This is a genomic window from Pseudomonas sp. PSE14 (genome assembly GCF_029203285.1).
In the GTDB taxonomy this organism is placed as follows: Bacteria; Pseudomonadota; Gammaproteobacteria; order Pseudomonadales; family Pseudomonadaceae; genus Pseudomonas.
Map to the genome: position 1 here is coordinate 5,690,266 of NZ_CP115669.1, position 21,000 is coordinate 5,711,265.

17 protein-coding genes are annotated in these 21,000 nt (G+C 65.8%); 6 read left to right on the top strand and 11 right to left on the bottom strand.

Going from position 1 to position 21,000, the window contains the following annotated elements:
• Positions 1–12 precede the first annotated feature (12 nt).
• The 3 genes from O6P39_RS26035 to betT all read left to right on the top strand — a co-directional run bounded on the left by O6P39_RS26035 (position 13) and on the right by betT (position 4,579).
• Positions 13–1,461 (top strand): PLP-dependent aminotransferase family protein, encoded by a 1,449-nt coding sequence (locus tag O6P39_RS26035; protein WP_275609242.1) that lies wholly within the window; start codon positions 13–15, stop codon positions 1,459–1,461.
• A gap of 97 nt (positions 1,462–1,558) precedes the next feature.
• Positions 1,559–2,368, top strand: coding sequence for a TlpA disulfide reductase family protein (locus tag O6P39_RS26040; RefSeq protein WP_275609243.1), 810 nt, complete (start codon positions 1,559–1,561; stop codon positions 2,366–2,368).
• 237 nt (positions 2,369–2,605) lie between these two features.
• The gene (gene betT, locus O6P39_RS26045; protein WP_275609244.1) at positions 2,606–4,579 is read left to right on the top strand and encodes a choline BCCT transporter BetT; all 1,974 of its coding nucleotides are present in this window, start codon (positions 2,606–2,608) and stop codon (positions 4,577–4,579) included.
• Positions 4,580–4,619: 40 nt separating this feature from the next.
• On the opposite strand, the gene O6P39_RS26050 is transcribed toward betT, so the two are convergent.
• Together O6P39_RS26050 and O6P39_RS26055 are read right to left on the bottom strand one after the other, a co-directional pair.
• Positions 4,620–5,678 carry a haloacid dehalogenase-like hydrolase gene (locus O6P39_RS26050; protein ID WP_275609245.1) on the bottom strand — a complete coding sequence of 353 codons (1,059 nt, stop codon included), beginning with the start codon at positions 5,676–5,678 and terminating at the stop codon, positions 4,620–4,622.
• 161 nt (positions 5,679–5,839) lie between these two features.
• On the bottom strand, positions 5,840–6,760 hold the full coding sequence (locus tag O6P39_RS26055; protein WP_275609246.1) for a LysR substrate-binding domain-containing protein: 921 nt from the start codon (positions 6,758–6,760) through the stop codon (positions 5,840–5,842).
• 149 nt (positions 6,761–6,909) lie between these two features.
• Between O6P39_RS26055 and O6P39_RS26060 the strand changes: the two genes are divergently transcribed.
• Positions 6,910–8,295, top strand: coding sequence for a NorM family multidrug efflux MATE transporter (locus O6P39_RS26060; protein ID WP_275609247.1), 1,386 nt, complete (start codon positions 6,910–6,912; stop codon positions 8,293–8,295).
• On the opposite strand, the gene O6P39_RS26065 is transcribed toward O6P39_RS26060, so the two are convergent.
• Positions 8,292–9,971 carry a bifunctional diguanylate cyclase/phosphodiesterase gene (locus tag O6P39_RS26065; protein ID WP_275609248.1) on the bottom strand — a complete coding sequence of 560 codons (1,680 nt, stop codon included), beginning with the start codon at positions 9,969–9,971 and terminating at the stop codon, positions 8,292–8,294. The genes O6P39_RS26060 and O6P39_RS26065 overlap by 4 nt on opposite strands.
• A 286-nt stretch (positions 9,972–10,257) precedes the next feature.
• On the opposite strand from O6P39_RS26065, the gene rep reads away from it, so the two are divergent.
• A complete protein-coding gene (gene rep / locus O6P39_RS26070) occupies positions 10,258–12,267 on the top strand; it encodes a DNA helicase Rep (RefSeq protein WP_275609249.1) in 2,010 nt (669 codons plus the stop codon).
• Between the two features lie 268 nt (positions 12,268–12,535).
• The gene (locus O6P39_RS26075) at positions 12,536–13,111 is read left to right on the top strand and encodes a xanthine phosphoribosyltransferase (RefSeq protein WP_275609250.1); all 576 of its coding nucleotides are present in this window, start codon (positions 12,536–12,538) and stop codon (positions 13,109–13,111) included.
• A 279-nt stretch (positions 13,112–13,390) separates the two neighbouring features.
• Here O6P39_RS26075 and O6P39_RS26080 read toward each other — a convergent pair whose 3' ends face one another.
• The 8 genes from O6P39_RS26080 to O6P39_RS26115 all read right to left on the bottom strand — a co-directional run bounded on the left by O6P39_RS26080 (position 13,391) and on the right by O6P39_RS26115 (position 20,993).
• The gene (locus tag O6P39_RS26080; protein ID WP_331319575.1) at positions 13,391–13,819 is read right to left on the bottom strand and encodes a cytochrome c5 family protein; all 429 of its coding nucleotides are present in this window, start codon (positions 13,817–13,819) and stop codon (positions 13,391–13,393) included.
• A 176-nt stretch (positions 13,820–13,995) separates the two neighbouring features.
• Positions 13,996–14,544: a cupin domain-containing protein gene (locus tag O6P39_RS26085; protein ID WP_207886750.1), complete on the bottom strand. Its 549-nt coding sequence runs from the start codon at positions 14,542–14,544 to the stop codon at positions 13,996–13,998.
• Between the two features lie 164 nt (positions 14,545–14,708).
• Complete coding sequence (gene alr, locus O6P39_RS26090) at positions 14,709–15,788, bottom strand: alanine racemase (protein WP_275609252.1); 1,080 nt, start codon at positions 15,786–15,788, stop codon at positions 14,709–14,711.
• 87 nt (positions 15,789–15,875) lie between these two features.
• Positions 15,876–16,229, bottom strand: a complete 354-nt coding sequence (locus O6P39_RS26095; RefSeq protein ID WP_275609253.1) for a RidA family protein — start codon at positions 16,227–16,229, stop codon at positions 15,876–15,878.
• The gene (gene dadA, locus O6P39_RS26100) at positions 16,204–17,499 is read right to left on the bottom strand and encodes a D-amino acid dehydrogenase (RefSeq protein WP_275609254.1); all 1,296 of its coding nucleotides are present in this window, start codon (positions 17,497–17,499) and stop codon (positions 16,204–16,206) included. The genes O6P39_RS26095 and dadA overlap by 26 nt, the downstream gene beginning before the upstream one ends.
• 361 nt (positions 17,500–17,860) lie before the next feature.
• The gene (locus tag O6P39_RS26105) at positions 17,861–18,205 is read right to left on the bottom strand and encodes a YdbL family protein (protein ID WP_275609255.1); all 345 of its coding nucleotides are present in this window, start codon (positions 18,203–18,205) and stop codon (positions 17,861–17,863) included.
• Positions 18,206–18,219: 14 nt separating this feature from the next.
• Positions 18,220–18,411 carry a YnbE family lipoprotein gene (locus tag O6P39_RS26110; RefSeq protein ID WP_275609256.1) on the bottom strand — a complete coding sequence of 64 codons (192 nt, stop codon included), beginning with the start codon at positions 18,409–18,411 and terminating at the stop codon, positions 18,220–18,222.
• Positions 18,412–18,428: 17 nt separating this feature from the next.
• Positions 18,429–20,993: a YdbH domain-containing protein gene (locus tag O6P39_RS26115; RefSeq protein WP_275609257.1), complete on the bottom strand. Its 2,565-nt coding sequence runs from the start codon at positions 20,991–20,993 to the stop codon at positions 18,429–18,431.
• Between the last annotated feature and the right edge of the window lie 7 nt (positions 20,994–21,000).

Sequence of the window (21,000 nt, forward strand, 5' to 3'; positions counted from 1 at the left end):
GGGAGATCTGTCATGAAGCGCTATGCACAGCTCGCCGCCACCCTCGGCGAACGCATCGAGCAGGGGCTGTACCGCCCCGGCGACCGCCTGCCCTCGGTGCGCGCGCTGAGCGAAGAACACGGCGTCAGCATCAGCACGGTGCAGCAGGCCTACCGCGTGCTGGAGGACTCCGGGCTGGTGGAGCCACGGCCGAAATCCGGCTACTTCGTGCCCGAACGCCGCCACCTGCCGCCGCTGCCGGCGATGACCCGGCCGGCGCAACGGCCGGTGGACGTGTCGCAATGGGACCAGGTGCTGGAACAGGTGCGCTACGCACCCGGCAGCGACTTCGTCCAACTCGGGCGCGGCACGCCGGATGTCACCAGCCCCTCGCTCAAGCCGCTGCAGCGCGCCATGGTGCATGCCGCTCGACGCACCGACGTACACAGCCTTGGCTACGAAGGCATCCAGGGGTCGCTGGCGCTGCGCGAGCAGATCGCCCGGCTGATGCTCGACTCCGGCTGCCAGGTGCCGCCCAGTGAGATCGTCATCACCACCGGGTGCCAGGAGGCGCTGGCGATCACCCTGCGCGCCATCTGCCAGCCGGGGGACATTGTCGCCATCGACTCGCCGAGCTTCCACGGCGCCATGCAGGCACTGAAGGCCTATGGGCTCAAGGCACTGGAAATCCCCACCGACCCGATCAATGGCGTCAGCCTGGAGGCACTGGAGCTGGCCATGGAGCAGTGGCCGGTGAAGTTGATCCTGCTCACCCCCAACTGCAACAACCCGTTGGGCTACATCATGCCCGACGCGCGCAAGCGCGCCTTGCTGTGCCTGGCGGCGCGCTATGACGTGCCGATCCTGGAAGACGATGTCTATGGCGAGCTGGCCTATGCCTTCCCGCGGCCGCGCAGCATCAAATCCTTCGACGCCGACGACCGCGTGCTGCTGGCCAGCTCCTTCTCCAAGACCGTGGCGCCGGGCCTGCGCACCGGCTGGGTGGTGCCGGGGCGTTACCTGGACCGCATCCTGCACTTCAAGTACATCGCCAGCGGCACCTGCGCGCCGCAGCCGCAGATGGCCCTGGCCGAGTTCGTCGGCGGCGGCCACTACGAGCCGCACATCCGCCGCATGCGCGCGCAGTATCAGCGCCACCGCGACCTGATGACCGAATGGATCGGCCGCTACTTCCCTGAAGGCACCCTGGCCAGCCGGCCGCGTGGCGGCTTCATGCTCTGGGTGGAGATGGACGAGCAGTTCGACAGCGTGCGGCTCAACCACGAGCTGCGCCGCGACAACGTGCAGGTGGCGGCGGGCAACATCTTTTCCGCCTCGGGCAAGTACCGCAATTGCATCCGGATGAACTACTCCAGCCGCGACCTGGCGCGGATCGAGGACGCCGTGCGCAAGGTCGGCGCCTGCGCCACGCGGCTGACCGCCGAGCGCCGCGCGCAGGACGAGGAACTGCTGCCGGCCTGACGGGAAACATTTATCCACAGCCTGGCGCTGCCGTGCGGCGCCGGGCTGCTGTACCTTCCGCCTTTCCGCAAGGCACTCTCGATTCAAGGCGCTCGCGTTGACCAGTCTCACCCTCGGCTCCCTGGCCATTCCCCTGCCCCACGTGCTGCTCTACCTCGGCTTCTTCGCCGCGCTCTTCGCCGGCTGGCTGGCCGGGCGCAAACGCGGCGCCAACCCCGAGGGCGCGCTGTTCAGCATGCTCGTCGGGGGCCTGCTGGTGGCGCGGCTGGCCTTCGTCGCGCGCTACGCCGAGCAGTATGCCGCCACGCCACTGGGCATCGTGGATATCCGCGACGGCGGCTTCCTCGCCCTGCCGGGCATCCTCGCGGCGGTGGTGGTCGGTGGCCTGCTGGCCTGGCGCAAGGCCGCACTGCGCCGGCCGCTGGCGGTGGCCGCGCTGGTGGGGGCCTGCGTCTGGGGTGGAGGCAATGCCGTGGTTTCGGCGCTGGACCGCAGCCAGCAGATTCCCGCGCTGACGGTGCTGGACCTGCGTGGCCAGCCGGTCGACCTGCGCGCCCTGGATGGCCGGCCGCTGGTGGTCAATCTCTGGGCCAGCTGGTGTCCGCCCTGCCGACGCGAAATGCCGGTGCTGGAAGCCGCGCAGCAACAACGCAGCGACGTGCGCTTCCTGCTGGTCAACCAGGGCGAGTCCGCCGAAGCCGTGCAGCGCTTCCTCCGCGCCCAGGGCCTGAGCGATGCGGCAGTGCTGCTCGACAGCGGCAACCGCCTGGGCCAGGCCACCGGCGCCTATGGCATGCCCACCACGCTGTTCTACGACGCCCAGGGGCGCCTGAGGCACAGCCAGATGGGCGAACTCTCCGCCGCCAGCCTGGAATATGGGCTGGGCCGGCTCAAGGGCACCGACTGACGTCACCTCCCGGCACAGCCGTTCGACAGGCTGCTTCTACCGAGGTCTTGAGCAAGGGAAAGTCACGGCTGGCACTCAACCTGAACACAACCTCGAAAATGTTCGAGATCAGCCTTGAAATACCAAAAAGCTATCGACTAACAGCATTCAGATCAAATAAAGCTATCAACTTGTGCTAGAATGTTGCGTCTTCCGCCCTCAGGGTGGCAATCCGATAACAAGGAGAGCTAGCTCAAGATGGAGACACCTTCCCGCCCCCGGAGCACCTTGAACCCTCCGGTTTTCTATACCTCCGCCGTACTCATCCTCGCCCTCGTCGCCTTCGCGACGCTGCTGCCGGAGCAAGCCCAGTCGCTGTTCGGCCTGATGCAGAAATGGATCATCAGCAACGCCAGCTGGTTCTATGTCCTCGCCGTGGCGCTGGTGCTGATCAGCGTGGTCTTCCTCGCCGTCAGCCGTTACGGCGACATCCGGCTCGGCCCCGACCACAGCCGCCCCGACTACCGCAACACCACCTGGTTCGCCATGCTGTTTTCCGCCGGCATGGGCATCGGCCTGATGTTCTTCGGTGTCGCCGAACCCGTCATGCACTTCATCGCGCCCCCTGTCGGCGAGCCGCACACCGTGGAAGCGGCACGCGAAGCGATGAAGCTGACCTTCTTCCACTGGGGCCTGCACGCCTGGGCGATCTACGCCATCGTCGCGCTGATCCTGGCCTTCTTCAGCTTCCGCCACGGCTTGCCGCTGACCCTGCGCTCGGCGCTCTACCCGCTGATCGGCGAACGTATCTACGGCCCCATCGGCCACGCAGTGGATATCTTCGCGATCATCGGCACGGTATTCGGCGTGGCGACCTCGCTGGGCTACGGCGTGCTGCAGATCAACAGCGGCCTGCACTTCCTGTTCGGCTGGCCGGTGAACCAGACGGTGCAGGTGATCCTGATCGCCGTGACCTGCGGCCTGGCCACCCTCTCGGTCGCCAGCGGCCTCGACCGCGGCATCCGGATCCTCTCCGAGTTGAACCTGGGGCTGGCGGTCATCCTGCTGCTCTTCGTGCTGGTCCTCGGCCCCACCGTGTTCCTGCTGCAGACCTACGTGCAGAACACCGGGGCCTACCTCTCGGAAATCGTCAACAAGACCTTCAACCTGTACGCCTACCAGCCCACCGACTGGATCGGCGGCTGGACCCTGCTCTACTGGGGCTGGTGGTTGTCGTGGTCGCCCTTCGTCGGGCTGTTCATCGCACGCATCTCGCGCGGGCGGACCATTCGCGAGTTCGTCTGCGGCGTGCTCTTCGTCCCTGCCGGCTTCACCCTGCTGTGGATGACCGTGTTCGGCGACAGCGCGATCCACATGATCCTCCAGGACGGCTTCACCCAACTGGCGGACGTGGTGAACCAGGACAGCTCGGTGGCGCTGTTCGCCTTCCTCGAACACTTCCCGCTGGGTAGCCTGATCTCGCTGGTAGCGGTGGCGATGGTGGTGGTGTTCTTCGTCACCTCGGCCGACTCCGGCGCACTGGTGGTCGACATGCTCGCCTCCTCCGGCCACGACCACTCGCCGCTGTGGCAGCGCATCTTCTGGTCGGTGCTGATGGGCGTGGTGGCCATCGCCCTGCTGCTGACCGACGGGCTGAAAGCGTTGCAGACGGCGACCATCGCCAGTGCGCTGCCCTTCGCGATCATCCTGCTCGCCTCGATCTGGGGGCTGTTCAAGGCCCTGCACCTGGACGCCACCAAGCGCGGCATCCGCCACCAGGCGCTGAGCTTCTCCCCCGCCCGCAGCCGCAGCAGCGAGGGCTGGCAGCGCCGCCTGCGCAACATCGCCATGTTCCCGCGGCGCAGCCATGTCAACCGCTTCATCGATGAGGTGGCGCACCCGGCCTGCGAAGATGTCGCGGCCGAACTGCGCAAGCAGGGCTACGATGCCACCGTGACGACGGGCGACGACCGCCGGGTGCGGCTGGAGGTCGGGCATGGCACCGAGGTCGACTTCATCTACGAAGTCCGCCCGCGCGCCTTCACCACTCCCAGTTTCGTCATGCGCGATACCGAGGACACCAGCGAGTCGCGCAAGTACTTCCGCGCCGAGGTGCACCTCAAGGAGGGCGGCCAGGACTACGACATCATGGGCTGGGGCCGCGACGGGGTGATCAGCGACATCCTCGACCAGTACGAACGCCACCTGCACTTCCTGCACGTGGTGCGCTGAATGAAAGAGGCCGGCAAATGCCGGCCTCTTCGTTTCGGGCTTACTGGATCTCTTCGGGCTTCACGATCACCCAGTTCTTGTCGGCGGTGACCGTCTGGCCCAGCTTGGCCTGGGCCTCGGCGTTCTTCTTGATCATGCCGTTGAGCTGGTCCATGTACTTGGGCTTGCGGTTGACCCACAGGTGGATGCCGTTGTCGGCGGTGCCGTTGAACAGCATGTAGCCATCGCTGCTGGGGGTGTCGCCGCCGACCAGGATCGGGCGCTTCCACTGGTCGATGTAGGTAAGGATCGCGGCCTGCTTGCCAGCCATCCAGGTCGCCGGGGTCCACAGGTAGGGGGTGACTTCCAGGTCCAGGTTGGCCTTGGGATCGTACTTGCCGGCGGTGATCTGCTTGCGCGCAGTGGTCAGCTCGCCGCTCTTGCGGTCCTTGAGCAAGGTGGTGACGCCGATGACGTTCTCCGGCTTCACGTTGTAGCCGTACTTCGGATCGGAGGCGACCATCCGCACCAGCTCTTCGTGGGCGGCGGTCATCACGTAGACCTCGATGCCGTTCTCCATCAGCTTGTTGTACAGCTCGGTCTGGCCGGTGAAGACCTTGGGCGGGTTGATCTCGATGGGCTTGACCGCATCGCCTTCGTAGTAGGTGCTGGGGATCGGCTTGCCGTACGCCATCAGCTCGTCGACGTAGCCCTTGAGCTCCTTGAGGGTGAAGCCGGAGAACACCTGGGCGACCCAGGGGTAGCAGACCATGTCGTCGATTTCGCAGAGCCGGTAGTAGTAGCTGTTGAGGCTCTCCTTGTGGCCGTTCACGTCCTTGAACGGAATCAGCTTGAGCGAGGGATCGAGCTTCTCGCGGGTCAGCACGCCCTTCATTTCCAGGAAGGGCAGCAGCGATTCTTCCAGGTCGTAGCGGTAGCTGGTGTTGTCCATGTCGAAGACCGCGAAGGCGCCCTTGTTGGCGTTGGCGGCGATCAGGGCGTCGAGCTGTTTCGCGGCCGGCGCCGGCCAGTGCTTGAGCTCCGTGGCGGCGTTAGCGGTGGCGGCAACGGCGGTGCTGGCGAGAAGCAGGCTGGCGAGCAGAGTACGCATGGGCTTCATGGGGTTCCCCCGAGGTGGTCTTTTGGGTTGGAAAGAGCCCGTTGCGGGCTCCTCCCTGGACTAGTCCACCCATGACGCTAGCAAAGCTCTGTTTCAACTCGACTACTGAAGCCGACCTGGAACATCGTGTCCGCGCCAGGACTTGTCTGGCCGCGGCAGCGCTATTCGAGCAGCTCGACCGGCGGCAGCTGCATGGCCTGGACTTCGGCCTGGAGGAAGTCGCGCAACCGGCGCAGGCGCTCCTGCTGCCGGCGCGCCCGCGGCCAGACCAGGTAGTAGCTTTCGCCGCTGGCCACCGCGCTCGGCCAGGGCAGCGCCAGCCGGCCCTGGTTGGCGTCTTCGGCGACCATCACCAGGTCGCCGATGGATACACCATAGCCCCGCGCCGCAGCGACTATGCCCAGTTCCAGGGTGTCGAAAACCTGCCCGCCCTTTAGCGAAACCTGCTCGCTCAGGTCCATGCGCTGCAGCCAGCGGCGCCAGTCGCGGCGGTCGGGCGTTGGGTGCAGCAGCTCGGCGCGGGCCAGGCGCTCGACGTCCCACGGACCGTCGTCGAGCAGCGCCGGCGAACCCACCGGAATCAGCCACTCGGGGAACAGCAGGGTGCCTTCCCAGTCCGGCGGGAAGTGCCCGGCGCTGAGTAGCACCGCGCAGTCGAAAGGCTCGTTGACGAAGTCCACCTGGTCCACGTCCATCCAGGCGCTGGTCAACTGCACCTCGATATCGCTATTGCGCATGCGGAAGTTGCTCAAGCGCGACAGCAGCCAGCGCATGGTCAGGGTCGAAGGCGCCTTCAGGCGCAGCACGCCCTCCTCCGCCCGCAGGCTGGAACAGGCGCGCTCCAGTGCGTCGAAGCCATCGCGCAGGCCGGGCAGCAGCAGGCGCGCCGGCTCGGTCAGTTCCAGCTTCCGGCCGCGGCGCTGGAACAGGCGGCAGGCGAAGTGTTCTTCCAGGGTCCTGATGTGCCGGCTCACGGCGCTCTGGGTGATCGCCAGCTCCTCGGCGGCGCGGGTGAAGGACGCATGCCGGGCGGCGGCCTCGAAGGCGCGCAGGGCATAGAGGGGCGGCAATTGGCGGTTCATCGCGGGCTCCAGGGCGCAACCAGCCATGAGTATGACTCATGAATGGCATCGTTTTTTTCCTTTTGTGCCCGCCCGTGCACACGCCAGAGAATGAGGCACTTTCCATTCGGAAGGCCCCACTGCGGGCCGCCGCTGACTGAGCCTGACTCATGAAACGCCTGTACCGTGACGAACTCGCCGCCATCCTGCGCCTGGCCGGCCCGCTGATCGCCGCCCAGTTGGCCTATGTGGCCATGGTGTTCACCGACACCGTGATGATGGGCAAGCTCGGCCGCGAGGCGCTGGCCAGCGGCGGCCTGGGCGCGTCCAGCTACGCGCTGATTTCGACCTTCTGCGTCGGCGTGGTGGCGGCCACCGGCAACCTGGTCGCCATTCGCCACGGCGCGCGGGACTCTTCTGGAGTAGTCCAGGCGACCCAGGCCGGCCTGTGGATCGGCCTGGCGCTGTCGCTGCTGGCGGGGCTATTGCTGTGGAACCTGGGGCCGATCCTGCTGACCTTCGGCCAGGCGCCGGAAACCGTCGCCGGCACGATGAGTTTTCTACGCAGCATCGTCTTCGCCCTGCCCGGCTACATGGTCTTCATGGTGCTGCGCGGCTTCACCAGCGCCATCGAGCGCACCGGCCCGGTGATGGCGATCAGCGTGCTCGGCGCGCTGGCCAACTTCGCCCTGAACTATGCCTTCATCGAGGGCCTGTTCGGCCTGCCGCGCCTGGGGCTGGCAGGGATCGGCCTGGTCACCGCGGTGGTGATGAACGCCCTGCCGGTGATACTCGCGCTGTACCTGCGCTGGCACCCCGCCTACCGCGACTACCCGCTGCTGCGCGGGCTGTCGCGGCCGGACTTCAAGGTAATCGGCGAATCCCTGCGCCTGGGCCTTTCCATTGGCGGCACTTACGCGGTGGAGTCAGGGATGTTCACCGTGGCCACGCTGTGCATGGGCGCCATCGGCAGCACCGCGCTGGCCGCACACCAGATCGCCATCCAGTCGGTGTACGTGGCCTTCATGGTGCCGGTGGGGATTTCCTATGCGGTGACCTTCCGTATCGGCCAACACTACGGCGCCGGCCGGCTGGTCGAGGCGCGCCGCGCCGGACGCCTGGGAATCGGCTTCGGCGCCGCCTGCATGTTCGCCTTCGCCGCGCTGTTCTGGCTGGCCCCGGAGCTGGTCATCGGCCTGTTCCTCGACCACGACGACCCGGCCAACCAGGAGGTGGTGCAACTGGCCGTCAGCCTGCTGGCGATCGCCGCCTGGTTCGAGCTGTTCGACGGCACCCAGAGCATCGCCATGGGCGCGATCCGGGGCCTGAAAGATGCGCGCACCACCTTCCTGGTCGGGCTGGCGGGTTACTGGCTGGTCGGGGTGCCGATGGCCTTGCTGCTGGCCTTCCCGCTCGGCTGGGGACCCAGCGGCGTATGGTGGGGCCTGGCATCGGGGCTGGCTTGTGCGGCGATCGGCCTGTGCCTGGCGTTCGAAGCCAAGACCGCCCGACTGCTGCGGCCGCAGGCGACGGGCAGCGTCCTCGGCACTTGCTAGCTGTTGATCGAGTCCTGCAGGCGTAGCGCGCGGGTTCCGCCGAACACCAGGAAGCGCGCCAGCTCCGCTAGGGGCAGCGGCCGGCTGATCCCGTAGCCCTGGACCTGGTCACAGCCGAACTGACTCAGCTGGTCCTGCTGCTCGACGGTCTCGACGCCTTCGGCCACCACCTCGAGATTGAGGTTATGCGCCAGGTTGATCATCGCCCGCACCAGTTGCAGGTTTTCCGGGCGCTCCTGCATGTCGCCGACGAAGCTCTTGTCGATCTTCAGCAGGGTGATCGGCAGGCTGCTGAGGTGCACGAAGGACGAGAAGCCGGTGCCGAAGTCATCCAGCGAGAAGCGCACGCCCAGCCGGCCGAGGACCTGCATGGTCTGCAGCACCTTGTCGCTGCGACGCATCACGGCGGTTTCGGTGAGTTCGAACTCCAGCCACCGGGCATCCACGCCGCGCAGGCGGATCAGGCGCTCCAGGGTCGGCAGCAACTGGCCGTCCTGGAACTGGCGGAACGACAGGTTGATCGCCATGTGCAGCGGCGGCAGGCCGCGCCCACGCAGCCATTGCATGTCGCGCAGGGCGCGGGAGATCACCCAGTAGCCGAGCGGCACGATCAGCCCGCTTTCCTCCGCCAGCGGCACGAAGTCCCCCGGCATCAGCAGGCCGCGTTCGGGATGACGCCAGCGCACCAGCGCTTCCAGGCCGACGATGTGGCCATCCTTCAGGTCCAGGCGCGGCTGGTAGTGCAGTTCCAGCTCGTCGCGGCGCAAGGCGCGGCGCAGTTCGCTCTCCAGATCGGCGAGGCTGCGCGCGCCACGGTTGATGCGCTCGTCGAACACATGGAAGGTGCAACCCTGGCGGGCCTTGGCCTGCTGCATGGCGATGTGCGCGTGCCACATCAACGGGTCGGCGCCATCGCCGGTGTGAGCGTGGGCCATGCCCAGGCTGCAACCCAAGAGCAGGCTTTCCCCCTCCACCCGGTAGGGCTCGCCGAGGACCTCGACGATGCGTTCGGCGACCCATTCCACCCGCTCCGGATCGTGGCGGGTATCCAGCAGCAGGGCGAATTCGTCACTGCCCAGACGGGCGATGAGATCACCGTTGTCCAGTTGGGCCTTGAGTCGGTCGACCACCTGCAGGATCAGCCGGTCCCCGGACTGGTGACCGAGGGCATCGTTGACGTGGCGGAAGTTGTCCAGGTCCAGGTGCCCCAGCGCCAGGCCGCGGCCACCGCACTCGCTCAGGCGGGCGGCGAGCAGGGTCTGGAAGCCCTGGCGGTTGGCAATGCCGGTAAGCGGATCCTGTTCGGCCAGGTTCTGCAGGGTGTTCTGCAGCGAGGCGCGTTCGCGCACGTAGCGCAGGCAGCGGCGTAGCACTTCGACGCTGAGGCTTTCCGCGGCCAGCCAGTCGGCAACGCCCACCGGCTCCTGTGTGGGCTCGCGTTCGAGCAGCAGGACCATCGGCAGGTGGCATTGCTGGGAGGATGGCAGCTTGCCAGGCGTGGCCAGGACCAGGCCGACCTGGCCTTCATCGAACAGGCTGCTGGCGGCCTGCCAGGACGGTGCTGTGATCAGGGAATAGCCCTGCCCCAACGCGGCCAGATATCCGCGAAGTAGCTGGGCCCACTGCGGCGCTTCCGCCAGCAGGAGCAGGCGCGCTGGTTCGACCGACGCTGCCACGCGACCCCCGTCATGCGATGGGAAGAAACCTGGCGCCGTCCCTGTGCCCGTCCTTCCGGTTTTGAAGCCTCCGCCGCCTCCGGCTCCCCGGATACAAACGAGACTTCAGAGAAACTCTTAAGAGTTTTCTTCAAGTATTGCTCACACAAGCCTAATACATGTACGGATTTATCCAAAATAAGGAAGTACGATCCCGTCACAGATCGCCGCTATTCCGAGCGGCACCCCGACGCCCGGCACGGCCTGCTAGAATACGCGCCCGCTCCACTACAGACCCCCGCCCTTCATGTCCCGACTCAATCCCCGGCAGCAAGAGGCCGTGAACTACGTCGGCGGCCCGCTCCTGGTGCTGGCCGGCGCCGGCTCCGGCAAGACCAGCGTGATCACCCGCAAGATCGCGTACCTCGTGCAGCAATGCGGCATCCGCGCCCAGTACATCGTCGCCGTGACCTTCACCAACAAGGCCGCCCGCGAGATGAAAGAGCGCGTCAGCACCCTGTTGCGCCCGGGCGAGGGCAAGGGCCTGACCGTCTCCACCTTCCACAACCTGGGCCTGAACATCATCCGCAAGGAGCACGCGGCCCTGGGCTACAAGCCCGGCTTCTCGATCTTCGACGAGAGCGATGTGAAGGCGCTGATGACCGACATCATGCAGAAGGAGTATTCCGGCGATGACGGTCTGGACGAGATCAAGAACCTGATCGGTGGCTGGAAAAACGACCTGATCCTTCCGGAAGAAGCGCTGGAAAAGGCGCGCAATCCCAAGGAACAGACCGCCGCGATGGTCTACCTGCATTACCAGCGCACGCTCAAAGCCTACAACGCGGTGGACTTCGACGACCTGATCCTGCAGCCGGTGAAGCTGTTCCAGGAGCACCCGGAAATCCTCGATAAGTGGCGCAACCGCGTGCGCTACATGCTGGTGGACGAGTACCAGGACACCAACGCCAGCCAGTACCTGCTGGTGAAGATGCTGGTGCAGCAGCGCGCGCACTTCACCGTGGTGGGCGACGACGACCAGTCGATCTACGCCTGGCGGGGCGCGCGCCCGGAAAACCTGATGCAGCTGAAGGAAGACTTCCCCTCGCTGAAGGTGGTGATGCTGGAGCAGAACTACCGCTCCACCAGCCGCATCCTGAAGTGCGCGAACATCCTCATCGCCAACAACCCCCACGTGTTCGAGAAGCAGCTGTGGAGCGAGATGGGCGAAGGTGACCCGATCCGGGTGATCCGCTGCCGCAACGAGGAAGCCGAGGCCGAGCGGGTGGCCGTGGAAATCCTCACCATCCACCTGAAGACGCAGCGGCCCTACAGCGAATTCGCCATCCTCTACCGGGGCAACTATCAGGCGAAGCTGATCGAGCTGAAACTTCAGCACCACCAGATTCCCTATCGTCTGTCGGGCGGCACCAGCTTTTTCGGACGCCAGGAAGTGAAGGACCTGATGTCCTACTTCCGCCTGCTGGTGAACCCGGACGATGACAACGCCTTCCTCCGCGTGATCAACGTGCCGCGCCGGGAAATCGGCTCCGCGACCCTGGAGAAGCTCGGCAACTATGCCACCGAGCGCGGTTGCTCGATGTTCAACGCCGCCGGGGAGCTGGGCCTGTCCGAACACCTGGACGCCCGCTACATCGAGCGCCTGCAACGCTTCAAGCGCTTCATCGACAAGGTCCGCGAGCAGTGCGCCGGCAACGACCCGATCGGCGCGCTGCGCAGCATGGTGATAGATATCGACTACGAGAACTGGCTGCGGCAGAACGCGTCCAGCGACAAGGTCGCCGATTTCCGCATGGGCAACGTCTGGTTCCTCATCGATGCGCTGAAGAACACCCTGGAGCGCGACGAAGAAGGCGACATGACCATCGAGCAGGCCATCGCCAAGCTGGTGCTGCGCGACATGCTGGAACGCCAGCAGGAAGAGGAAGAAGGCGCCGAGGGCGTGCAGATGATGACCCTGCATGCGTCCAAGGGCCTGGAATTCCCCTACGTGTTCATTCTCGGCGTAGAAGAAGAAATCCTTCCGCACCGCTCCAGCATCGAGGCCGACACCATCGAGGAAGAGCGGCGCCTGGCCTACGTGGGCATCACCCGGGCGAAGAAGAACCTGGCCATGACCTTCGCCGCCAAGCGCAAGCAGTACGGCGAGATCATCGACTGCTCGCCCAGCCGTTTCCTCGACGAGCTGCCGCCGGAGGACCTGGTCTGGGAAGGCCAGGAAGACGCGCCGGTGGAGGTCAAGGTGGCCAAGGGCAACTCCGCGCTGGCGGATATCCGGGCGATGCTCAAGCGCTGATCACCGTGGGGCGTATGACGCTCCGCGTCATACGCCGACTGACCCCGGTCTCACGGCACTCCGAAATTCGCTACGGAGTTGGCGGTGAGGTCGGTGTATCGGCGTACAACCGCGAACGGTTGTACGCCCTACGATGGCCAGCAGTCTCCCTCCCTCGAAAAACTGTCCACCTGATCAGCAATTGCATTGGTCGGAACGTCGCGCAGAACCCCACTGGCGTTGTAGAATTACGCGCTTCATCAGCGGCAGCCGCTCCGGAAGCACCCCCGTGAACACTCTCAAAGACAAAATTCGCAGCGAAGGCATCGTTCTTTCCGAACAGGTCCTCAAGGTAGACGCCTTCCTCAACCACCAGATCGACCCGGCGCTGATGAAGCAGATCGGCCACGAGTTCGCCGAACGCTTCAAGAACCAGGGCATCACCAAGATCGTCACTATCGAAGCCTCGGGCATCGCCCCGGCGGTCATGGCCGGCCTCGAGCTGGGCATCCCGGTGATCTTCGCCCGCAAGTTCCAGTCGCTGACGCTGAAGAACGACCTGCTGATCTCCAAGGTCTTCTCCTTCACCAAGCAGACCGAAAGCACCATCGCCATCTCCGCCAAGCACCTGACCGCCGCCGACCACGTGCTGGTAGTAGATGATTTCCTCGCCAACGGCCACGCGGCCAAGGCGCTGATCGACCTGATCCAGCAGGCGGGCGCCAGCATCGCGGGCCTGGGCATCGTCATCGAGAAGTCCTTCCAGGAAGGCCGCGCCCTGCTGGAAAGCGAAGGCTATCGCGTGGAGTCCCTGGCCCGGGTGAAGTCCCTGGCGAGCGGCAAGGTCGAGTTCCTCGAGGACTGATCCACCGCTCAATGAAAAAGGCGGGCACCGCAAGGGCCCGCCTTTTTTCATGCATGCGATCAGGGCATGCCCTCCCCGTAGTAGCGGAACTTGTCCGCGAATCTTCCCCGCCGCACGGCCGCCTACCGGCGAATCGCGGAGAAGCTCCGCTCCTACGAAAACGGCCGGCCAGCCTCGCGTCCACGGCAGGAGTCCAGACCGACCTCACCGCACACCACCCGGTAAATCGCGGACATGAAAAAGCCGCCCGGAGGCGGCTCTTTCGGCACAGGTCGGCGATTACAGGCCGGACATGTGATGAATCGCGGCTTTCAGCTCGTCATCCGAGCAGTCGGCGCAGGTGCCCTTCGGCGGCATGGCGTTGATGCCGGAGATGGCCTTGGCCAGCAGGCCGTCGATACCACCCTGTTCCTTCGCACGCTTGCCCCAGTCGGCCTTGTCGCCGATCTTCGGCGCGCCCAGCAGGCCGCTGCCGTGGCAGTTGGTGCAGACCTTGCCGACGATCTCTTCGCCCGAACGCGGAGCGCCACCGCCACCGGCCGAAGCCACGGCGCCAACGCCTGCGCATTCCTGACCCTGCACGCAGACTTTCCCCACTGGTTCCAGACGCTTGGCAATGGCGTCATCGTTGGTCGCGGCCTGAGCGCTTACAGCCCACAGGGCCAGCACGGCAGCTTGGGCTGCCAGCATTTTTTTAATCAGGTTCACCCTTTCACCCTCATCGTGGCTTATCACACCCGGGCGCGGTAGCAGTCATCACGGTCTCGGGCCGCGCGGGCGGGCGCAAGTATAACGGCAAAGCCGGCAAGCTCGAAACAATTGCTCTGCCTTGCCGGGCCTTGCGGCATTAGGTCGCAGCTGGTCTGGCCGGTCCTACCGGCTGTTCAAAAATTTGCCGGTGTGGTGGCGCTGATCAGCCGCGCCGGGGCATCGAACGGATTGCGGAAACGGTGGGGCTTGGTGCTGTCGAAATAGTAGCTGTCGCCACGTTCGAGGACGAAAGTCTCGTCGCCGACGGTTAGCTCCAGACGGCCTTCAACCAGTACGCCGGTCTCTTCGCCTTCGTGGGCATACATGTCGTCGCCGGTGTCGGAGCCCGGCGGATAGGTCTCGTCGAGCAGGGTGATGGCGCGGCTGGGATAGTCCTTGCCAACCAGCTTCATGATGATCGAGCCACTGGACAGGTCGCTGAGTTCGTCTGCCTTGTAGACCACCGGAGTGTTGCTGTTCTGCTCCAGGTCCAGGGAGAAGAACTCGACCAGGGACATCGGAATACCACCCAGCACTTTCTTCAGCGAGCTGATGGAGGGGCTGACGCTGTTCTTCTCGATCATCGAGATCGTGCTGTTGGTCACACCCGCCCGTTTGGCGAGTTCGCGCTGGGACAAACCTTTGAGCTTACGGATGGCTTGCAGACGAGCACCGACGTCCAAGGGTGGGGTCCTCCTTATTCTTGTGTTCAGGCAGGCGCTGAAAGGCAGAACCCGCCAACGGCTTGAGCCGAGCGGGTTCCAAGTGCCACGTATCATGGCAACACCGTTCAGTATTTACAACAGATCGGCTGTCGATCCTGCGCAAACTTTACGGACGGTATCCGTCACTCGCCGCTATAGACCCGCGGCACGCGCTTGAGGTTGCAGAACAGCTGGTAGGGAATGCTGCCGCAGAGCGCGGCGAGCTGGCTGGCGGGGACGTTCGGCCCCCAGAGTTCGACGCGGCTGCCCAGGCCGGCTTGCGGCAGGTCGGTCAGATCAACGGTGAGCATGTCCATGGACACGCGGCCGATGATGCGGCTGGGCTTGCCGTCGATGAACACCGGCGTGCCGTCCGGCGCATGGCGCGGATAGCCGTCGGCATAGCCCATGGCGACCACGCCGACGCGTACCGGGCGATCGGCGACGAAGCGCGCGCCGTAGCCCACCGGCTCGCCGGCGGGCAGTTCGCGGATGCTGATGACCTTGGATTCCAGGGTCATCACCGGGCGCAGTTGATCGGCCAGCGGGTGCGCCTGTTCGAACGGAGTGGCGCCGTAGAGCATGATGCCGGGGCGCACCCAGTCGCTGGGCACGTCGGACCAGCCGAGGATGCCGGGAGAGTTGCGCAGGCTGACCTCATGGCCCTGGCACGCGGCTTCGCGCACGGCCTGGAAGGCGGCGACCTGCTCCTCGGTGCGCGGGCAATCCAGCTCGTCGGCACGGGAGAAGTGACTCATCAGCACGACCTTGGCCACGTGGGGCAGCGCCTTCAGGCGAGCCAGCGCGGCGGCATAGTCCTGCGGGAAGAAGCCGACGCGGTGCATGCCCGAGTCCATCTTCAGCCACACGGTGAGCGGCTTGCTCGGACGGGCGCGCTCGATGGCATCCAGCTGCCAGGCCGAGTGCACCACGCACCAGAAATCATGGGCGTCGATCAGTTCCAGCTCGCTGGCCTCGAAGAAACCTTCCAGCAGCAGGATCGGCGCGCGGATGCCGGCTTCACGCAGCTCCAGTGCTTCCTCGATGCAGGCCACAGCAAAACCATCGGCCTCGCCCTCCAGGGCACGGGCACAGACCACGGCGCCATGGCCGTAGGCGTCGGCCTTGACCACCGCCAGCGCTCGGGCGCCGCTGACTTCACGGGCCAGACGGTAATTGTGGCGCAGGGCGGCAAGATCGATCAGGGCACGGGCGGGACGCATGGCGAGACTCTCTTTTTAGGTTGAAACAGACGCGGATAAAACGAGCGAAAAAAACCCGGCGCTACGGCCGGGCCACGCAAAAAACAATCAGGGCAGTGCGGCGACGATGGAGATCTCGACGAGGATCTCCGGGTAGCACAGCGCCGCCTGGACGGTGGCGCGGGCCGGGGCGCAGCCCTGCGGGACCCACTGGTCCCAGACGCCGTTCATGCCGGCGAAGTCGGCCGCGACGTCCTTCAGGTAGATGGTTGCCGAAAGGATCCGCGACTTGTCGGTGCCGGCCTCGTCGAGCAGGCGCTCGATGCTGGCCAGGACCTCGCGGGTCTGCTGTTCGACGCCAACGGAGAGATCGTCCGCTACCTGGCCGGCGAGGTACACCGTGCCGTTGTGGGTGACGACCTGGCTCATCCGCTGATTAGTGTGCAGGCGCAGGATGGCCATTCTGGGCCTCCGAGGCATCGCCGTAGCGGGAAATGTCCAGACCTTCGGTGCTGATCTGCGGGCGCTTCTTCGCCATCAGGTCGGCGAGGTAGCGGCCCGAGCCGCACGCCATGGTCCAGCCCAGGGTGCCGTGGCCGGTGTTGAGGAACAGGTTGCGGTAGCGGGTGGCACCGACGATCGGGGTGCCATCCGGGGTCGCCGGGCGCAGGCCGGTCCAGAACTCGGCCTTGCTGACGTCACCGCCTTCCGGGTACAGATCGGTGGTGATCATTTCCAGGGTGGCGCGGCGACGCGGGTTCAGCGACAGGTCGAAGCCGGCGATTTCCGCCATGCCGCCGACGCGGATGCGCTGGTCGAAACGGGTGATCGCGACCTTGTAGGTTTCGTCGAGGATGGTCGAGGTCGGCGCCATGTCCGGGTTGGTGATCGGCACGGTCAGCGAGTAGCCCTTGAGCGGGTAGACCGGGGCGTTGATGCCCAGCGGCTTGAGCATCTGCGGCGAGTAGCTGCCCAGTGCCAGCACGTAGCGGTCGGCGGTGACCAGCTGACCATCGACCCAGACGCCGTTGATGCGGTCGCCGGCGAAGTCCAGGCGCTGGATGTCCTGGCCGAAGCGGAATTCCACGCCCAGGGCTTTGGCCATCTCAGCCAGCTTGGTGGTGAACATCTGGCAGTCGCCGGTCTGGTCGTTCGGCAGGCGCAGGGCGCCGACCAGCTTGTCGGCCACCTTGCCCAGGGCCGGCTCGACGCGGGCGATGCCGGCGCGATCCAGCACTTCATAGGGAACGCCGGTGCTTTCCAGGACCGAGATGTCCTTGGCGGCGGCGTCGAGCTGCTCCTGGGTGCGGAACAGCTGGGTGGTGCCCAGGGAGCGGCCTTCGTAGGAAATGCCGGTCTCGGCGCGCAGTTCGTCGAGGCAGTCGCGGCTGTACTCGGACAGACGCACCATGCGCTCCTTGTTCACCGCGTAGCTCTTGGCGTTGCAGTTGCGCAGCATCTGCCACATCCAGGCGTACTGGCTCGGGTCGCCGGTCAGCTTGATAGCCAGGGGCGCGTGGGTCTGCATCAGCCACTTCATGGCTTTCAGCGGGATGCCCGGGGCGGCCCAGGGCGAAGCGTAGCCAGGGGAGACCTGGCCGGCGTTGGCAAAGCTGGTTTCCAGGGCCGGACCAGGCTGGCGGTCGACGACGACCACTTCGAAGCCGGCACGGGCGAGATAGTAAGCACTGGCGGTACCGATCACACCGCTGCCAAGCACCAGAACACGCATTTTTGCCTCCCACGCCGCGTCAGGGACACGGACGTTTTTTATTCTGAACGTAGATGCGCGCAGTATAGGAAGTCCCGATCAGCGATATTCACTGTTTGCGATGCGGTATTTGACGAAAAATCCTGGCAAAACTCGGTTTAGCGGAGGGACATCCACCAGGATCAGGGTATTTTCACCCGAGACCGGATGGTCGAGTATCTGGCGAATATTTCACCAGAACAGGAAGAAATATCGAACGACTATCAATCTGCCGGAATTTCTCTCGCACAAGATTCAGCCAGCACGATTTAGCTGCTTCCGCCGGCAACCCCCCTGCTTGTCGCCGCGAGCGGTGACAAGCAGGGAAATTCCCTTGGGATGCCTACTTGCGCACCCACTGGCCGTTGACCTGCACGTACTGCCCGGACGGCGTGCGCTCGATGGCCTTCTCGCCGGCCAGGCTTTCCACGTCCTTGAGCGTGGCGCCGCTCTGGCTGGCGACCTTCTGGTACTCGGCGCGGCGCGCGGCGTTGATCTGCGCGGCGATGTCGGCAGCCTGTCCGCTGTTGCTGACGACGCCCAGGTAGCCGTCGGCCTGCTCGCCGACCAGGCCCTGGGACTTGGCGCCACCGAGGGCGGACATGGCCTGCTCCAGGCTCATCGCCATGACCGGCAGGCTGAGGCAGAGGGCGATCAGCGCGGTGCCCAGTTTGCGGTGCAATCTCATGAAAAGGCTCCTTCTCAGAACAGGCCGCTGTTCTCGTTGATGATGCCGTCGAGCGCCTTGTCGACCTTGATGTAGATCTCGTGCTCGATCTTCACGTTGAGGTTGATATTGATCGGCTCCTTGGGCGCCGCCAGTTGCACGGTGGGCGTGCAGCCCTGGACGAGGCCCGCCAGGAGCAGGAAAGGAAGTAAGGCGCGGAGGCGCATCGGGGTTCTCCTTGCGGTCATGGCGCGGCGGCCGGGTCATTGCGCAGGCGTTCCTGCACGCGCTTGCGGATGGTGTCGCTGACCCGGTCGCTCAGTTGCAGGCTGGTGAGCAGCTTGGGCACGTTCTCCTCCAGGTTGACGTTGAGGTTGATCGGCCGGCCCTGTTCCAGTGCGGGGTTGCTCCCGCTCAGGCTCAGGGCGAGCAGCAGCTTGCCGGTGTCATCATAATCCACCGTGCTGGAGAGCTTGTCGTAGCGGAAATCGTCGATGGCGGTCGCCAGCAACTGCATGGCCGGGTTGCTCTGGCCCAGCGAGCGGATCTTCTCCGAGCGGAACTGCAACACACCCGGCTCGCGCGCCGCGACCTGCCCGCCGTGAACATTCAATTTACCCTTCTCCAGGCGCAACGGCAGGGTGCCGTCGAGGGTCCCGGTGCCGGTCAACCCTTCGGCGGGATAGGCCTTGAGGATTGCCTCCAGCGACAGGCCTTCCAGCCTGAGCATCTGACCCTGGCCCGGCGCGGAAAGATCCACCGCGCCCGCCGGTAGCCAGGCGCGACCATTGAACAACGCCAGCTCCGCCTGCTGCCAATCGACACGGCCGGCCATCGGGGCCTTCAGCGATGCCTTGTAGCTGCCCTGCAGCGACAGCGGCCCCAGGGTCACGCCGGGGTTGAGCGCAGCGACCTTCAGTTGCGGCAATTGCAGCTCCAGCTGCGAGCCTTTCAGGTCGACCTTCGCCTGCAGGTCCAGCCCGTGGACTTCGCTGCGGTCGTAGACGCCTTCGAGCCCCTGCCCGCGCAGGTTCAGGTCGAGGCTCTGCGGCGCGCTGCCCGGCGACAGGCGCCAGTTCAGGTCCAGACTCGCCTTGCCGCTGTTCAGACTGAGCAGCGGCGGCCAGTCGGCCAGTGACTTTTCCAGCGGGTTGCCGGTGCGCAGGAAAAATTCCGGCAGACGCGCGCCCAGGCTCAGGCCCTTGCCGGCGGCGTTGGTCAGGTCGACCGTTGCGTCAAGTCCGCCGCCGTTCTGCAGCTGACCCTTGAACTGCTGGGCATCAAGGCTGACGGACAGGTCACCCTTGGCGTTCCAGGCCAGAGGTTTGAGGTGCGCCTGGCGCAGCTCGCCCAACGCCAGTTGCAGCGGCGCGGCCAGTTGCAGACCCAGCGGTGTGTCAGCGGGGTACGCCAGGTTGAAGGCACCTTTGCCGAGGGTCGCACTGAACTTGCTGATCCTGAGCCCTTGCGGCCCGTTCAGGCTGCCGATCTGCAGTTGCGGGCCGGCGGCGAAGGCCAGGGTCGCCGACTGCTCATCCACGCGACCATCGAAACTCAGATCGACGCGGCTGTTGTCCGCGCGCACGCCGGCCAGTTCCAGATGCGGGACCTTGCCCTCCAGCCGTGCCTCATTCAATTGCAGCGCCAACGGCGTGGCTTCCAGCAAAGCCACACGTGAGCGCAGGCGCAGATCGGCGGCACCCACGGCGCGCAGATCTGCCCGCACGCTGCCGGCTTCATCGTCCACGCCGGGCTCCAGGTGCAGCGTCAGGCGCGCCGGGCGAAGTCCGACCGGCAGCGCCTGCAGCCAGTCGCCATAGAGATCGGACAAGCGCAGATCGCCGCCAACCACCGAGGGCCGCCAACCTTTTTCACCGGCGTTGGCGACCAGCCGCAGGTCCCCCTGCAGGTTGCCCAGGCCGGGCAGCGGCCACGGCTGGGAGAGCTGCAAGGCAAGATCGACGTTACCCCGGCCATCACGCAGCCCCGGCCAGTCCGGCCAGGCGGCATCACCAGCCAGGGTAGTGTCCCAGTTCAGGCGCAGGCGCCCGGCTTCGGGTATCGGCAGCGGCAGGTTGGGGGTCGGCAGCCAAATGCCCAGCCAGTTGCGCACCGCCTGGATCGGCGGCACGGCCGGGCTGGCCAGGGTTCCGGACAACTGGCGGCTGGCCGGTGCCCAGCTGGACTGCAGGGACAGCAGCGGCTGGTTATCCAGAAAACTGTCCAGCTGCAGGCGCCATTGCCCCTCGCCGGGCTGCAGCAGTCCGTTGAAAGCCAACTGCTGGCCGCCCTGGCGCACCTCCCCGCCCAGGGCGGCGGCGCCACCCTGCAGTTGCTCCCAATGCGCGCTGCCGTTCAGCGTGCAGCGCTGTTGGCGAGCACAGGGCAGCTCGACGCTCACCCGCTCCAGGGCCAGACGGCCAGGCAGCAGCGCCAGCCAGCGCGCCAGTTGTTCCGGCGCGGGGAGCGCACCGTCGCTCCCTGTCGCCACCGCGTCCGGCCACTGCCGCACGTCGACGCTTTCGACCGAGACCTCCGCCAGCCGCCAGCGGTCGTCCGCATGCTGCGGCCAGCCCAGTTTCAGTTGCTCCAGGCGCACCGCGATCCGCCCGCCCTCCGGGGTCTGCCGCTGCAACGCCAGGTGCTCCAGCAGCAACCCCGCGCGCGAAATACCCAAGCCCTGCCACTGCTCGATACTCACGCCGGCGCCAGCCAGCAACCGCGGCACGGCCAGCCACAAGCCGCCCGCAGCCAGCGCCAGGATCAGCAACAGCAGCAGAAGGACAGTGCGCAGGCGCGGTAGCGACATGCCAGGC

Coding starts and splice junctions, on each gene's coding strand:
- O6P39_RS26060 (WP_275609247.1), top strand. CDS start 6,910: ATGAAACGCCTGTACCGTGACGAACTCGCCGCCATCCTGCGCCTGGCC.
- O6P39_RS26095 (WP_275609253.1), bottom strand. CDS start 16,229: ATGGCCATCCTGCGCCTGCACACTAATCAGCGGATGAGCCAGGTCGTC.
- O6P39_RS26105 (WP_275609255.1), bottom strand. CDS start 18,205: ATGAGATTGCACCGCAAACTGGGCACCGCGCTGATCGCCCTCTGCCTC.
- betT (WP_275609244.1), top strand. CDS start 2,606: ATGGAGACACCTTCCCGCCCCCGGAGCACCTTGAACCCTCCGGTTTTC.
- O6P39_RS26115 (WP_275609257.1), bottom strand. CDS start 20,993: ATGTCGCTACCGCGCCTGCGCACTGTCCTTCTGCTGCTGTTGCTGATC.
- O6P39_RS26035 (WP_275609242.1), top strand. CDS start 13: ATGAAGCGCTATGCACAGCTCGCCGCCACCCTCGGCGAACGCATCGAG.
- rep (WP_275609249.1), top strand. CDS start 10,258: ATGTCCCGACTCAATCCCCGGCAGCAAGAGGCCGTGAACTACGTCGGC.
- dadA (WP_275609254.1), bottom strand. CDS start 17,499: ATGCGTGTTCTGGTGCTTGGCAGCGGTGTGATCGGTACCGCCAGTGCT.
- O6P39_RS26055 (WP_275609246.1), bottom strand. CDS start 6,760: ATGAACCGCCAATTGCCGCCCCTCTATGCCCTGCGCGCCTTCGAGGCC.
- alr (WP_275609252.1), bottom strand. CDS start 15,788: ATGCGTCCCGCCCGTGCCCTGATCGATCTTGCCGCCCTGCGCCACAAT.
- O6P39_RS26050 (WP_275609245.1), bottom strand. CDS start 5,678: ATGAAGCCCATGCGTACTCTGCTCGCCAGCCTGCTTCTCGCCAGCACC.
- O6P39_RS26110 (WP_275609256.1), bottom strand. CDS start 18,411: ATGCGCCTCCGCGCCTTACTTCCTTTCCTGCTCCTGGCGGGCCTCGTC.